Annotated in this window: 10 protein-coding genes, 2 tRNA genes and 1 riboswitch; of the genes, 3 read left to right on the plus strand and 9 right to left on the minus strand. The window is 71.1% G+C overall.

Annotation, left to right across the window (positions count from 1 at the left end; translation table 11 throughout):
- Window positions 1-108 precede the first annotated feature (108 nt).
- On the plus strand, window positions 109-1,530 hold the full coding sequence (locus tag ACIQWG_RS38975) for a PrsW family intramembrane metalloprotease (protein WP_404105317.1): 1,422 nt from the start codon (window positions 109-111) through the stop codon (window positions 1,528-1,530).
- 39 nt (window positions 1,531-1,569) lie between these two features.
- Here ACIQWG_RS38975 and ACIQWG_RS38980 read toward each other — a convergent pair whose 3' ends face one another.
- From ACIQWG_RS38980 to ACIQWG_RS39000, 5 genes are all read right to left on the minus strand, one after another.
- Complete coding sequence (locus ACIQWG_RS38980) at window positions 1,570-2,514, minus strand: aldo/keto reductase (protein WP_404105320.1); 945 nt, start codon at window positions 2,512-2,514, stop codon at window positions 1,570-1,572.
- Window positions 2,515-2,686: 172 nt separating this feature from the next.
- Entirely contained in the window at window positions 2,687-3,709 is a 1,023-nt protein-coding gene (locus ACIQWG_RS38985) for a M23 family metallopeptidase (protein ID WP_404105322.1), read from the minus strand.
- 11 nt (window positions 3,710-3,720) lie between these two features.
- Window positions 3,721-3,878: riboswitch (cyclic di-AMP (ydaO/yuaA leader) on the minus strand.
- 256 nt (window positions 3,879-4,134) lie between these two features.
- Window positions 4,135-5,205 (minus strand): PP2C family protein-serine/threonine phosphatase, encoded by a 1,071-nt coding sequence (locus tag ACIQWG_RS38990; RefSeq protein ID WP_404105325.1) that lies wholly within the window; start codon window positions 5,203-5,205, stop codon window positions 4,135-4,137.
- A gap of 117 nt (window positions 5,206-5,322) precedes the next feature.
- Window positions 5,323-5,396, minus strand: a tRNA-Met gene (locus tag ACIQWG_RS38995).
- Window positions 5,397-5,579: 183 nt separating this feature from the next.
- Window positions 5,580-6,716 carry a dihydrofolate reductase family protein gene (locus ACIQWG_RS39000; RefSeq protein WP_404105511.1) on the minus strand — a complete coding sequence of 379 codons (1,137 nt, stop codon included), beginning with the start codon at window positions 6,714-6,716 and terminating at the stop codon, window positions 5,580-5,582.
- Between the two features lie 65 nt (window positions 6,717-6,781).
- Between ACIQWG_RS39000 and ACIQWG_RS39005 the strand changes: the two genes are divergently transcribed.
- Window positions 6,782-7,297 (plus strand): MarR family winged helix-turn-helix transcriptional regulator, encoded by a 516-nt coding sequence (locus ACIQWG_RS39005; protein ID WP_404105328.1) that lies wholly within the window; start codon window positions 6,782-6,784, stop codon window positions 7,295-7,297.
- Between the two features lie 235 nt (window positions 7,298-7,532).
- A complete protein-coding gene (gene ribA / locus ACIQWG_RS39010) occupies window positions 7,533-8,177 on the plus strand; it encodes a GTP cyclohydrolase II (RefSeq protein WP_404105331.1) in 645 nt (214 codons plus the stop codon).
- A gap of 62 nt (window positions 8,178-8,239) precedes the next feature.
- On the opposite strand, the gene ACIQWG_RS39015 is transcribed toward ribA, so the two are convergent.
- The 4 genes from ACIQWG_RS39015 to ACIQWG_RS39030 all read right to left on the minus strand — a co-directional run bounded on the left by ACIQWG_RS39015 (window position 8,240) and on the right by ACIQWG_RS39030 (window position 13,863).
- Window positions 8,240-9,025, minus strand: a complete 786-nt coding sequence (locus ACIQWG_RS39015; protein ID WP_404105333.1) for an MBL fold metallo-hydrolase — start codon at window positions 9,023-9,025, stop codon at window positions 8,240-8,242.
- 207 nt (window positions 9,026-9,232) lie between these two features.
- A tRNA-Lys gene (locus ACIQWG_RS39020) sits at window positions 9,233-9,305 on the minus strand.
- Window positions 9,306-9,410: 105 nt separating this feature from the next.
- On the minus strand, window positions 9,411-11,486 hold the full coding sequence (locus tag ACIQWG_RS39025) for an FG-GAP-like repeat-containing protein (protein WP_404105336.1): 2,076 nt from the start codon (window positions 11,484-11,486) through the stop codon (window positions 9,411-9,413).
- 250 nt (window positions 11,487-11,736) lie between these two features.
- Window positions 11,737-13,863, minus strand: a complete 2,127-nt coding sequence (locus ACIQWG_RS39030) for a DEAD/DEAH box helicase (RefSeq protein ID WP_404105339.1) — start codon at window positions 13,861-13,863, stop codon at window positions 11,737-11,739.
- Window positions 13,864-13,979: the final 116 nt, after the last annotated feature.

Consider the following 13,979-nt stretch of genomic DNA (forward strand, 5'->3'; position numbering starts at 1 on the left):
CGAACCGTCCCCAGGGACTTCGACAGCAGCACCGACAGCACCCCCCACCGGCGCCCGAGCCCCTCGCGCTGCTGCGGGCGGCGCCCCTGCCTCGTTAGGGTCAATGCCGTGGCCACCTGTCCCCCGTACCCGACGCACCCCGCCGGTCCCACCGGCGGCGCACCGCGGCACGCGCACTGGTGGCACCGGCGCTGGGTGCGTTACGGCGCGCTCAGCACGCTGCTCGCGCTCTCCGGGCTGGTCATCCTCGCCCTGGTGCGCGAGCAGACCGGCACCGAGGGGTTCCTGGTCGGGCTGGGGCTCGCCGTGCTGCCCGTGCCGCTGCTCGTGGCGTCGTTCCGGTGGCTGGACCGCGTCGAGCCGGGCCCCTGGCGGAACCTGCTGTTCTCCTTCGCCTGGGGCGCCTGCGCCGCGGCGCTGATAGCGATCGTCGCCAACAGTTTCGCGACCAGATGGATAGCGACCGCGACGGCCGATCCGTCGCACGCGGACACCCTGGGCGCGACCGTCATAGCGCCGGTCGTCGAGGAGCTGGCGAAGGCCGCGGCCGTCCTGCTCGTCTTCCTCTTCCGCCGCCGGGACTTCACCGGGATCGTCGACGGAGTGGTGATAGCCGGGGTCACCGCGACCGGTTTCGCCTTCACCGAGAACATCCTCTACCTCGGCACCGCCTTCGGTACCGACCAGCTCACCGGCGACAGCGGCATCGCCTCCGTCACCGCGGCGACCTTCTTCGTCCGCGTGATCATGTCGCCCTTCGCGCACCCCCTCTTCACCGTTCTGACCGGCATCGGCTTCGGCATCGCGGCGCTGTCGGGCGACCGCCAGCATGTGCGCCGCGTCCTGCTCCCCCTCCTCGGCCTGCTGTTCGCCATGGGCATGCACGCCCTGTGGAACGGCTCCTCGGCCTTCGGCGAGTACGGCTTCTTCGGCGTGTACGCGACCCTCATGGTCCCGGCGTTCGGGCTGCTGACCTGGCTGGTGATCTGGACCCGGCAGCGCGAGCTGAGGACCGTGCGCGAGGAACTCCCCGCCTACGTCGCCGCCGGATGGCTGTCGCCGAGCGCGCCCTTCACGCTGGGCTCGATGCGAGACCGTCGGGTGGCCCGGCAGTACGCGCGCCGCCAAGGGGGCCGGAAGGCGGCGCGAGCGGTGGCGCAGTACGAGGCCTACGCCACGTCGCTGGCGTTCCTACGGCACCGGGGCCGCCGCGGCCGGGCCGGCGCGGACTACGTCGTGCGAGAACAGGAGCTGCTGCACGAACTGTGGGCGCGGCGGGAGTTCGCCCGGCCGGCGCTGGAGCACGCGGCCGCCGCGCAGGCCTGGACGGCATACGGCCACCCGCAACCGGGGCCGGCCGTTCACCAGCAGCTGTACGGATCGACGTACCCACAGCCGTACGGACCGACCTACCCGCAGCCATACGGGCACCCGCACGGTCAGCCGTACGGGCAGCTGAACGGACCGGGCCCCGCACCGGGCTACGGCTCGGTGGCGCCGTACCCCCTCTACAACCCGTATCGGTCCTAGCGGTCGAGAGGTCCTAGCGGTCGAGAAAGAGGCGGCGCCTCACGCCGACGCCTCCGTGAGCCGCTCCACCTCGTCGTCCGTCAGCCTCAGCTCCGCCATCCCCAGCAGCGCCGGCAGCTGTTCCACCGTGCGGGCCGAAGCCAGGGGCGTCGCGACCGTCGGCTGTTGCGCGAGCCAGGCCAGGGCCACCGTCGCCATCGGCACGTCGTGGGAACGGGCCACCTCGTCCAGGGCGGCCAGCACCCGTCGGCCCCGCTCGGACTCTGCGTGCTTGCCGGCACCCCGCGCGCGGGCGCTGTCCACGGCCGTCCCCGGTCGGTACTTGCCGGTGAGGAAACCGGCCGCGAGGGAGTAGTACGGGATCGCCGCCAGCCCTTCCCGCTCGGCCAGGTCGCGCAGGGGGCCCTCGTAGGTGTCGCGGGAGACCAGGTTGTAGTGCGGCTGGAGGGCGGCATAGCGGGCGAGGCCCTCGCGGTTGGAGAAGGCGAGGGAGGCCGCGAGGCGTTCGGCGGAGATGTTGGACGCGGCGATGTGCCGTACCTTGCCGGCCTTCACCAGCTCGTCCAGCGCGCCGATGATCTCCTCGACGGGCACTTCCGGTTTGTCGTAGTGCGTGTAGTAGAGGTCGATGCGGTCGGTGCCCAGGCGCCGCAGGGAGGCGTCGGCGGCCGCCTTGATGTTGGCCGCGGTCAGGCCCTGGAAGTCGGGGTGCTGGCTGACCTTGGTGGCGATCACGACGTCGTCCCGGTTGCCGCGTGCCGTCAGCCAGTGGCCGATGACCGTCTCGGACTCGCCGCCCGAGTTGCCCTCGGCCCACGCCGAGTAGACGTCGGCCGTGTCGATGAAGTTGCCGCCCGCCTCCGTGTATGCGTCGAGGACGGCGAAGGACCGGGTCTCGTCGGCGGTCCAGCCGAAGACGTTGCCGCCGAGGCAGAGCGGGTGGACCTCCAGGTCGGAGGAGCCGAGCTGACGAAGAGCACTCATGCTCTACGTCAACCGTCGTACCGGAACGGCTCATTCCACACCGGGGACCAAGGCTGCGTAATGAAGACGCTCGCGACGAACACCGTCGCACGCACCGAGAACCGGCAGCCCTGACGTCGGGGGGACGCCGTCAGGACCGCCGGGGATCACATGTGGTCGCCCGTCACGGGCCTCAGGGCGTGAGGCCCTTGCCCTGAAGCCAGGCCAGCGGGTCGATGCCGTTCGCGCTGCCGTCGGGGTGCACCTCGAGGTGCAGGTGGGCGCCGGTCACATTGCCGGTGGCGCCGACGCGGCCGATGACGTCGCCCGTGTTGACCTTCTGGCCCACGCTGACGCTGATCGAGGACTGGTGCGCGAACCAGAGCTCGGTGCCGTCGTCGAGGGTGATCTCCGTCTTGTAGCCGTACGAGCCGTCCCAGCCGGCGAAGGTGACGGTGCCGGAGTGGATCGCCTTGATCAGCGTCCCGGTGGGGGCGGCGAAGTCGAGGCCGGTGTGGTAGCCGGAGGACCAGTAGGCGCCGGCCTGACCGAAGGTCGAGGTGATGGTGTACGAGGAGGTCGGCAGCGTGTACTGCTTGGCCAGCTCGGCGAGACGCTCGGCCTCGGCCTTCTTGCGGGCCTCCTCCTCGGCGGCGGCCTTCGCGGCGGCGGCCTTGGCCTTGGCTTCTTTCTCCGCCTTGGCGGCCGCGTCCCTGGCCTCCTTCTCCGCGGCGGCGACGGCGGCCGCGGCGGCCTTGCTGTCGATCTGAGTCTGCTGGAGTTCGGCCTGCGCGATGATCCGGCTGCGCAGCACCTCGCCGGCGTCGGAGGTGCCCTGCGTGGTCTCCTCGGTGGCCTCGCCCATGGTGCTGAACGCGGTGGCCGTGTCCTCGGCGGGCTCGGAGGAGTCGTCCGAGATCAGGGGCAGGTCCGGCATCGTGATGGCGACCGGCGGCTTGCCGCTGTTGGCGCTGGCCATGCCGCCCGCGCCGACGGCGGCTATGACGCCTACGCCGAGAACCGTGGAGCTGCGGGCGAGTCCCCCGCCACGCTGCTTGGAGACGCGGTGCCTGCCACGAACGGGACGAATGGAATCCGCGGTGGGGTTCCACTCCTCGAACGGGCCCTCGTCGGTGCGGTAGCGGTCGTAGCCGAAGGTGTCGCTGCGTTCGCTCGGCACGAACGGGGCTTGCGGAGCAGGCCGGTTTGACGCCACGTGGGCGTACTCCTTTCCTTCCTTCTCGCCTACCGGGTTAGCTGACGGGTTCGGAGCAGGAAGGTCTCCTACGCGCGTATACCAACCGTGCTTCCACGGTGGAATCCGTGCGATTCACCCCAAGGTGGTGGTTCCCCGGTTCCCTTACGGGATTCGGCGCGTGCGCACGGAGCCGACTCTTGTGACGGCTGGGACGACCGCGCTGCGTTATCGAACGTTAATAGACCCGGGGCGCGTATTCCAAGCTGTTCCACTTGATCATTAACGATTTTCGCCCGGACTTAGGGGTCATGAGCGGCCTAAATCGGGCGAGTTGACCAAGACTCTGGAGTCACACAGGTATTGACGGTATGTCAGTTGTTATGCGGAGGGCGGTCGCGCGATCACCGCTGGTGACAACGGTCAAGGTGATCGGTCAGAAGGCTTCACGGTCGTCGTACGGCCATGAGTGCCAGGTCGTCCGCCATCCCTCCGCCGGAGTGCCGGCGTACGTCCGCCGCGAGCACCCCGAGCAGTTCGGCCGGCTCGCGCAGGGCGTTCACGCGGCCCGCGAGGCCCACCTCGGGGTCGTAGAACCGCCCGCCGGCGTCCCGCGCCTCGGTCAGACCGTCGGTGTACAGCAGCAGGGTGGCCCCGTCCGGGAAGCCGGCGTCGTCGGCCCGGTCGGGCCAGGCGCCGAGCTCGCGCATGCCGAGCGGCAGGGCGGGTTCGGTGGCCGGCAGGGGGTGGACGGTGCCGTCGGCGTGCAGCAGCAGCGGCGGCGGGTGCCCGCGGTTGACCAGCCGCACGATTTCGTTGCCGTGCGGCAGCTCGGCGAGCATGGCGGTGGTGAACCACTCCTGCGACTCGGGTCCGTCGCGCCGTGCGCGCTCCCGGGCCAGCGCCCGCTCCAGCCGCTGCGCGACCGCCTCCAGCGTGGCCTCCTGTTCGGCGGCCTCCCGGAAGGCCCCGATCACCACGGCGACGGCCCCGACCGCCCCCATTCCCTTGCCCCGCACGTCCCCCACCACCAGCCGGACGCCGTAGGGGGTGTCCTGCACGGCGTACAGATCCCCGCCGATGGCCGCGCCCTCCTGCGCCGCCTCGTACCGGGCCGCGATCCGGAACCCGCCGATCCGCTCGGCCGGCTCCGGCAGTACGGCGCGTTGGGCGGCCTCGGCGATCTCGCGGGCGGAGGCGAGGCGTTCGTCGCTGCGGCGGACGAGGAGGTTGATGAGGACCGCGAGCACGGAGACGACCACGATGGTCGCCAGCTCGGTGACCACCTCCGCTTGGGACAGCTCCCCGCGCGGCGCGCGCATCACGAGCACCACGAGGAGGGCCAGGGCTCCGGTGAGCACGGTGCCGCGCTGTGAGTAGAGGGGGGCGGCGACCAGTGGCGCGGCCGTGAGGAAGGGGGCGCCGGTGAAGTCCGTCGGTGTGACGTGGTCGTACACGGCTCCGGCCGCGATCAGCAGGGCGGGGAGCAGCCGGACGAACCGGCGTGCGTATGACATCCGCCGCTGCTCCACCTCACCAGGGTTGCCGAAGCGGGGGCGGCGGGCGAGCGCTGGAAGCCGACCGGGGAAAACACTCAGGGCCGGAACTGATCAGTTCCGGCCCTGAGCCTTCAGTAGCGGGGACAGGATTTGAACCTGCGACCTCTGGGTTATGAGCCCAGCGAGCTACCGAGCTGCTCCACCCCGCGTCGATGAGTCCATAGTACGCCATCCGCGGGACCCGAAGCACACGCCTTTCCCGGGGCCGGTCCTGACCAGGACTTTCCGCTCAGCTGCCGCGGCCCTCCCGGCCCGTCCGGTGAGGCCCGTCCGGCCAGGCCCATCCGGCCAGGTCCATCCGGCGAGCCCGGCCAGGAAAAGGCCCCACGCCCTCACCCACCCACCAGATGCCGATTGGGCGCGATCGCCCGCTCCTCGTACTCCGGCAGCACCACCACATCCACGCCCTCCCCCGCCAGCACCCCGCTCCCGTCCGCCCCCACCACGAACGTGTCCGGCTCCCGCCAAGCCGTCACCACCCTGCGCACCCCCGCCTCGAGGATCAGCCGGGCACACGGCACCGGTCGCGAGGAACGCCGGGTGCACGGCTCCAGGCTGCTGTACACCGTCGCGGACGCCAGCCTCGGATCCCCCGCCGTGATCTTCGCCAGCGCCGCCTCCTCCGCGTGCACCACCGAGTCACCGCCCTCCCTGGAGTACCCGCGCGCCAGCTCCGTCCCGTCGGCGGCCACCACGACCGCCCCGACGCTGAACGCCGTCCGAGAGGGCGGGCACTGCGCCGCCAGCTCGCACGCCAGCGCCAGCCAGTGCCGGTCCGCGGCGGAGGCGAGGCCCCCGGCACCGGGCGCCGTCGGCTCGTAGCGCATCAGCACCACGTCCTCGATCCGCCGCGTCTCGACCAGCCGCAGCCGCCCGCCCTGGTACGCACCCGGCCCGAACAGCCGGGGCGCCCGCGCATCCCCCACGAACAGCGGGGCCAGCACCAGCTGCACCTCGTCCGCCAGCCCCTGCTGGAGCAGCTGCGTGTGGATCGTGCCGCCGCCCTCGACCATCAGCCGTTCCACGCCGCGCACCTCGCGCAGATGGGCCAGCAGCCCCCGCCAGTCGAGTTCCTCGCCCAGCGCGACGACGTCCGCCGCGACCGGCGCGCGCCGCAGCAGGTCCGCGCCCTTCTCCGTCGTATAGACGACCTTGTCGCCGCCGGTGTGCCAGAAGTTCGCCGCCGGGTCCAGCTCGCCCGACGCGCTGACCGTGACCTTCAAGGGGTACTCCGGCTTGCCCGCCGCCACCCGTGCGGCCCGCCGCTCGGCCGAGTTCACCAGCAGCCGCGGGTTGTCCGCCCGGATCGTGCCGGCGCCGATCAGGATCGCGTCCACGGAGGCGCGGACCTCGTCGACCCGGTCGAAGTCGGCCGGGCTGGACAGCAGCAGGCGGTCCGGGCCCGTGTCGTCGAGGTAGCCGTCCAGGGAGACGGCGGCGGACAGCAGGACGTAGGGGTACGACGGCATGGGCGCGCTCTCCGGCTCGGCGATCCGATCTTGGTTCAAGTTTGAAACAAACCTACACTGGTCGTATGACGACTCGCTGGCTCACCTCGGAGGAGCAGCGCGCCTGGCGCGCGTACATCGCCGCCGCCGCGCTCGTGGAGGACGCGCTGGACCGGCAGCTCCAGCAGGAGGCCGGCATGCCCCATCTGTATTACTCCATCCTCGCCACCCTCTCGGAAACCCCGGAGCGCAGGTTGCGCATGACCGAGCTCGCGGAAGGACTGAAAATCACCCGCAGTCGGCTGACGTACGCCGTCACCCGTCTGGAGCGGGACGGCCTGGTGCGGCGCGAGGACTGCCGCTGGGACAAACGGGGCAGCGTCGCGGCCCTCACCGACGAGGGCATGCGGGTGCTGGAGCGCGCGGCCCCGGGTCATGTCGAGACCGTACGGTCGCTGCTCTTCGACCGGCTGACCCCGGAGCAGGTCGGCCAGCTGGAGGAGATCTTCACGGCGGTCGGCGAGGGGTTCCAGGGCGAGGGCGCACACGCCGGTCCGGAGGACGTGCCCTGGCGTCGGCGCTCCAACAAGCCCTGCTCGTGACCTGAGCGACTTCGCGACCCGCGCGACTTCGTGACCTGCGCGACTTTGTGATCTGCGCAACATGGCCTCCGGAACTCGTCGAATCGCGTTGATTCAAATTTAAAGCAGGGAGTAGGGTTCAGACCGAGTAGCTGATTCAAATCTGAAGCAGAGCTCCAACAGCCAGCAGCCCCGCAGTCAGCAGTCAGCAGGATCCGCAAGCAGTCGGCCCTCCCAAGGAACCCGGAGACCCCGCATGCCCGACTTCCCCGCCGCCGCCACCCAGCGCGCCCGCGTCCGGGTCCCGCTGCGCTTCCAGGACGGCTACCGCGTCGACGCCGAACTGGTGACCTTCCACGGCCTGACCGACGGCCTGGAGCACGTGGCCGTCGTCCTCGGCGACCCGGCACCCGGCACCACCCCGCTGGTCCGGCTGCACTCCGAGTGCCTGACCGGCGATGTCTTCGGCTCGGCCCGCTGCGACTGCGGCCCCCAGCTGCGCGAGGCCGTCGAGCGCATCGCCGAGCGCGGCGGCGTGCTGCTGTACCTGCGTCAGGAGGGCCGCGGCATCGGCCTCTACAACAAGCTCGACGCGTACGCCCTCCAGGACCAGGGCCTGGACACCTACGCCGCGAACGCCGCCCTGGGCCTGCCCGAGGACGACCGCGACTACACGGCCGCGGCCCAGATGCTCAACGCCCTCGGCATCGGCGAACTGGACCTGCTGTCCAACAACCCCGACAAGGCGGCCCAGTTGCGCGCCCTCGGCATCGAGGTCGGCGACCGCGTCCCCACCGGCGTCTTCGCCACCCCGGACAACGTCCGCTATCTGCGCGCGAAGGTCCTCCAGACCCAGCACACCCTGCCGCTGGGGGACCTCGCGGAACTCAGCGCCGGCTGAGCGAACGGCACGGGGGCGGCACAGGACGCCCCCGGGCCCCCCGGGCCCGCCGGGTCACCCGGTCACCCGAACTGCACCCGTCCGATCAGCCCCGCCGCGGTGAAGGCGGCCGTCAGCTCCGCCCGCCCCTCGGTGAAGTGGGCCCAGCTGTCGAAGTGGACGGGAACGATCCTGCGCGCCCCGAGGATCCGCGCCGCTTCCACGGCCCGCGCGCTGTCGAGCGTGAGCAACTGCCGGTCGAGCACGGCGGTACGGGCGGCCCCGGCGAACAGCACGGCGAGATCCACCGCCCCGAACCGCTCGGCGACCTCCTCGACCGGCCCGAGCTGGGCGTTGTCACCGCTGACGTAGACGGTGGGCAGCCCGTCGCCGGTCAGTACGAACCCGACGACCTGCCCGACGACCGCTTCGATCTCCGCCCGCTCCCCCGGCCCGTGCAGCGCGGGCACCCCGGTGACGGTGACCACGCCGCCGCCGGGCCGATCGACCTCCACGGACTCCCAGTCGGCGAGCCCCCGAGCCGCACCGCCGAGCCGCTTCGCCCCACCCGGCGTGGTGAGGGTGAGCGGCACCTCGGCGAGCAGCGCCCGCCCGGAGACGTCGAGGTTGTCGGGGTGCTCGTCATGCGAGAGCAGAACGACGTCGATCCGCCCGAGCTCCGCGGGCCGGGCGGCGGCCGGAGCGGTCTTGGTCAGCGCACGTCCGCCGCCCAAGGGGTGGTCACCGGGGCCGTCGAAGGTGGGGTCGGTGAGAAACCGCAGGCCGCCGTACTCGATGAGGGCCGTGGGGCCGCCGAGGACACGCACGGGGACGGGGACCTGCTCACTGGTGGTGCGGGTGTCGACCATCGCCAGACCTCACGGTTGAGAACGAGTGCATCCGTGAGGGGAGGCTAACGGCACCTCACGGAAAGCCGCAACCTGAAACGTGAGAACCGCCAAGTCGGCCGAGGTGTGGGCGGGTTGGGGCCGCACAACACAACAGCGCCCGGGCCGACCGAAGCCGACCCGGGCGCTGTGTAGCAGGTCAGAGGGTTGCCCCCCGCCTGCAACCCGTAGGCCCTGTGGGACTCGAACCCACAACCAATGGATTAAAAGTCCACTGCTCTGCCAATTGAGCTAAGGGCCCAAGCGATGTTGCCACCCCGAGCATAGCCGGACGTGGCCGAGTCTCCGATCGGGTATCCGGGTCACGGCCACGTCGGCGGGAGCGGAGGACGAGGACGGCGCCCTCTCAGAAGAGGCCCTTGTAGCCCTGCCAGCCACTCGCGATCTTCACCCGCGGGCCGAACGACCCCCTGCCGTCGCCGTCGTTGCGGTAGACGTCGCCGGCCCTGTCCCGCGCGATCAGGTCGTTCTTCCCGTCCCCGGTGATGTCGCCGACGCCGACCACGGCGTTGTACGACGTCCCCCACCGGGAAACGATCTTCACCCGCGCCTTCAGCTTGCCGTTGCCCGCACCATCGAGCCGGTACAGCGCCCCGTACTTGTCGTGCGCCAGCACATCACCGATGCCGTCACCGGTCAGATCCCCGGCGCCGACCATCCTCGTGTAGCCCTTCCAGGCCGACGCGATCTTCACCCGGGCCTTCAGCTTCCCGGCACCGTCGTTCGCGAACACGTAGACGTCACCCGTGGACTTCTGACGCGCCAACAGGTCCGTACGACCGTCGCCCGTGAGGTCACCGGGCGCGGTGAGGACGTCGTACGCGTTCCAGCCGGTGCCCAGGGAGGTGTGGCTGCTCGACGGGGTGTACGACGGCCCGCACTTGCCCGCGTACCGCCGCAGTTCGCCGTTCGGCATGCGGATCAGCATCTCGGCACACCGGTCCACACCCATGTCCCCGAAGGGGACGGCGACCGTCCCGGCGGGCCAGCCGGACGCGGACTGCTTCCAGTCGAACTTCCCCTTGCCCTCGGAGTAGTGCAGGGTCAGCGCCCCCGAGGAGTTGAGGGTGACCAGTTCGCCGTAGCTGCGACCACCCTGGTCGTGATGGCCCTGACGGCCGCCCGTGAGCGCGAACGTGCCGCTGCTCGTCGAGGTGCCGCCGCCCTCGGTCGCCGTGGCGGTCAGCGACCAGGTGTAGGAGCCGTTGTAGGCATACGCGCCCGCGTCCGTCTTACCGTTCCAGCCGGCCTCGGCCTCCGCTCCGGTCGTGGTGCCCGAGTCGGTGTATACGGCACGACCGCGGGAGTCCTTCACGGTGAACTTCCAGGACGCCGGCTTGTTGAACTGCCAGATGCTGTTCCAGTGGTCGTCCTTGGCATTCACGTAACCGTCGTCCGGCTCCGCCTCGATCACCGCCAGCGACGACGACGGCACACCGCTCGGCACGATCCGTACCGCCTTGCCCTGCTCGACATACGCGATGTCACCGCCGAACTCGTCCACGGCCCAGGTCAGCCGCCGCTGGTCGGCGGTGTTCCCGCCGGGCAGGTCGCCGATGACGCGCGGCGCGGCGGCCGTACCGGTGTGGAAGTCGGTGAGCAGCAGCTTCCCGGCCGTCCGGTCGTGCCGGACGAGATAGCCGTCGCCGACGAGGGCGGGCCCGGACGGCACCGAGATCTTCTTCTTCGCCGCACGGTCGTACACTCCCGCGGCGCCCGTGGGCCCGCAGTTCCAGTAGATCCAACGACCCACCGCCTGAAGCTCCCTGACCGAGCAGGGCGCGCCCGTGGCGAGCGTCTCGACGGTCCTCTTCGTCTCCAGGTCGAAGGCGGTGACGGCCCCGGCACCCGAACCCGGCGTCCACAACCGCGAACCCCACACCGAGGCAGCGGTAACCGAGCGGGTGAGGCGCACGTCATGGCCGTGGTAGCGGTGGGTGGCGTCGACGTACTGCTTGCCGGTGGACGCCGCGTCGTAGACGAAGTAGCGGCCGGTGACGTCCACGAACCGGCCGCCGGACACGGCCGGCTCCACGCCGTGGTAGCTGTCGGGGCCGCTCCAGATCTGCGCCTTCTCGTTGTCACCGTCCCCGAAGAAGACGCCTACGTGTCCGTTGCCCGCCGCGCGCAGCACCACGCAGGAGCCGGCGTCGCACGGCACCCTCTTCACGTGCTGGCCCCCGGCGAACGTGCCGGCGTAGATCCATGCGCGCCGGTCACCCGCAGAGGCGCCGTCCGCGGAGATCGGACGGTTGGTGACATACGGGTCACCGTTCGGGGCGGTCTCGGTCGTCGTCAGGACGCCGCCCGCGAAATCGATGCCCCACACGCCGTCCACCGTCTGGACAGGCGTGGGTGTGGTGTCCGCGGCAGCCGGTACCGCGGTGGTCAGCGAGCCGGCGCACAAGGCTGCCAGGCCCACCAGAACAGAGCGTGCGCGCACGCGCCGAGACAAGGGTCCCTCCCCAGGGAAAACGAGAACGAGGCCGGCGCGCCCGCTTCGAAACCCCCCGGACGCGCGCCTCCAAGAAAAGACAGCGGATGCTAACAACCGCCGCACAGGCAGCGATAGTCGCGAGAACGATCATCCCTGACCGCCCGCCTTCCCCCGACGCGCGAAGGGCCCGTACGACCGGAGTCGTACGGGCCCTTCAGGATCGGTTCAGCAGGCGTCAGCCGTTGCGCTTCCAGCGCGGCTTGTCGTCACGGCGGCCGAACGACGAGCCACCCGTGCCACGGTGGTCGTCACGGCGGCCGTACGGACGCTCGTGGCCGCCGGAGCGGAAGCCCGGACGGTCGTCGCGGCGGTCGCGGTTGAAGGGACGGTCGCTGCCACGGTGACCGCCGCGCTCGTCACGACGCTCGAAGGGGCGGCCGGCCGGACGGTCGTCGCGACGGAAGCCGCCACGGTCGTTGTCCCGGCGCTCGAAGTTACGGGGGCCACGGTCGCGGTCGAAGGAACGGCCACCACGGTCACCGCGGTCACCACGCTCACCGCGGTCGTCGCGACGGAAGCCGCCACGGTCGTTGTCCCGGCGCTCGAAGTTACGGGGGCCACGGTCGCGGTCGAAGGAACGGCCACCACGGTCACCACGGTCACCGCGGTCGTCGCGACGGAAGCCGCCACGGTCACCGTCCCGGTCCCGACGCTCGAAGCCACGGTCCCGGTCACGGTCGCGGTTGAACCCGCCCCGGTCGTCCCGGCGCTCGAAGGAACGTCCGCCACGGTCACGGTCGCGGTCCCGGTTGAACCCACCACGGTCGCCGCGGTCGTCACGCCGCTCACGACGCTCGTACGACGCCGGAGCCTCCGCCCGGTCGACGTCCTGCGCCGCCGGCTGCTCCGGCACGGCCACCTCGACGGCCGCCGCAGCAGCAGCCTCGGCCACCGCGGCCTCCGGGTCCTCGCCCCGCTCGCGCGCCACACGGGCGACCAGCCGGTCGGCCTCCTCACGCAGCTCGGCGGCACGGCGCTGCGCCCGCTCCAGCTGCTTCGTGAGCTGAGCGACCTCACGCTCGGCCTGCTGCGCGGCGTTGCCCGCCGACTCCGACTGCACCTCGGTCATCGACCGGGCACCGGTGATCTCGGCGACCTCCGGGTCGAACGCGGCACCGCCCTGGATGATGTGACGCGAGGCGTCGACGCCCGCGTCCTCCATCAGCCGGAAGATCTGGCGGCGCTGGTGCGGCAGGGAGAGCGAGACAACCGTGCCGGTGCGACCCGCACGGGCCGTACGGCCGGCCCGGTGCAGGTAGTCCTTGTGGTCACCGGCCGGGTCCACGTTCAGGACCAGGTCGATGCCGTCGACGTGGATACCGCGCGCGGCGACGTCGGTGGCGACCAGGACGTTGACGTACCCGTCCTTGAAGTCGGCCAGCGTCCGGGTCCGCGCGCCCTGCGTCATACCGCCGTGCAGCGCGTCCGCCTTGGCACCCGCGTCACGCAGCTGCTCGGCGACCCGGTCGGCGCCCAGCTGGGTGCGGACGAAGATGATGGTGCGGCCCTTGCGGGAGGCGATCGCGGCGGTGACCGGCGCCTTGTCCTTGGGCTTCACGATCAGGATGTGGTGCGACATGGTCGTCACCGCGCCCTGGGCGGCGTCGACCTCGTGCAGGACCGGGTCCGTCAGGTAGCGGTCGACGAGAGTCTTGATCTCGTTCTCCATGGTCGCGGAGAACAGCATCCGCTGACCGCCCGCCGGAACCTGGTCGAGCAGCTCGGTGACCTCGGGCAGGAAGCCCAGGTCGGACATCTGGTCGGCCTCGTCGAGCACCGCGACCTCGACGTCCTCGAGGGAGCAGGCGCCGCGGTTGATGATGTCGCGCAGCCGGCCGGGGGTGGCGACGAGGACGTCGACACCGCGCTCCAGGGCGTAGATCTGGTTGCCCATGGACGTACCGCCGCAGACGACCTTCATCTTCAGGCCGAGCTGGTCACCGTACGGCTGGAGCGCGTCCGCGACCTGCATCGCGAGCTCACGGGTCGGGGTGAGGATGACAGCGCGCGGCTTGTGCTTCTCGGTGCGGCCACCGGACAGACGCGCGAGCGTCGGCAGACCGAACGACAGCGTCTTGCCGGAGCCGGTGCGACCGCGGCCCAGGATGTCCTTGCCGTCCAGGGCGTCCGGGATGGTCGCGGCCTGGATCGGGAAGGGGGTGGTCACGCCGTTCTGCGCGAGCTTGCGCACGACGCCCTCGGGCAGACCGAGGTCCGCGAAGGTGATCTCGGGGGTGGTCGTCTCGTCGTTGTTCTCGCCGTTCTCGGGCACGACGACGTGATCAGTACTGGAAATGGACATGCGTAAGCGAAACCTTCCGGAGTCTCGTCGGCACGCGCCCGTCAACTCCGTGTTTCGCATTACGACCGCCTCAATGCGGTCCGCCACGGCAAGGGAGAGTACGCGCCACACGGCGC

Source organism: Streptomyces sp. NPDC098781 (genome assembly GCF_044759995.1).
In the GTDB taxonomy this organism is placed as follows: Bacteria; Actinomycetota; Actinomycetes; order Streptomycetales; family Streptomycetaceae; genus Streptomyces.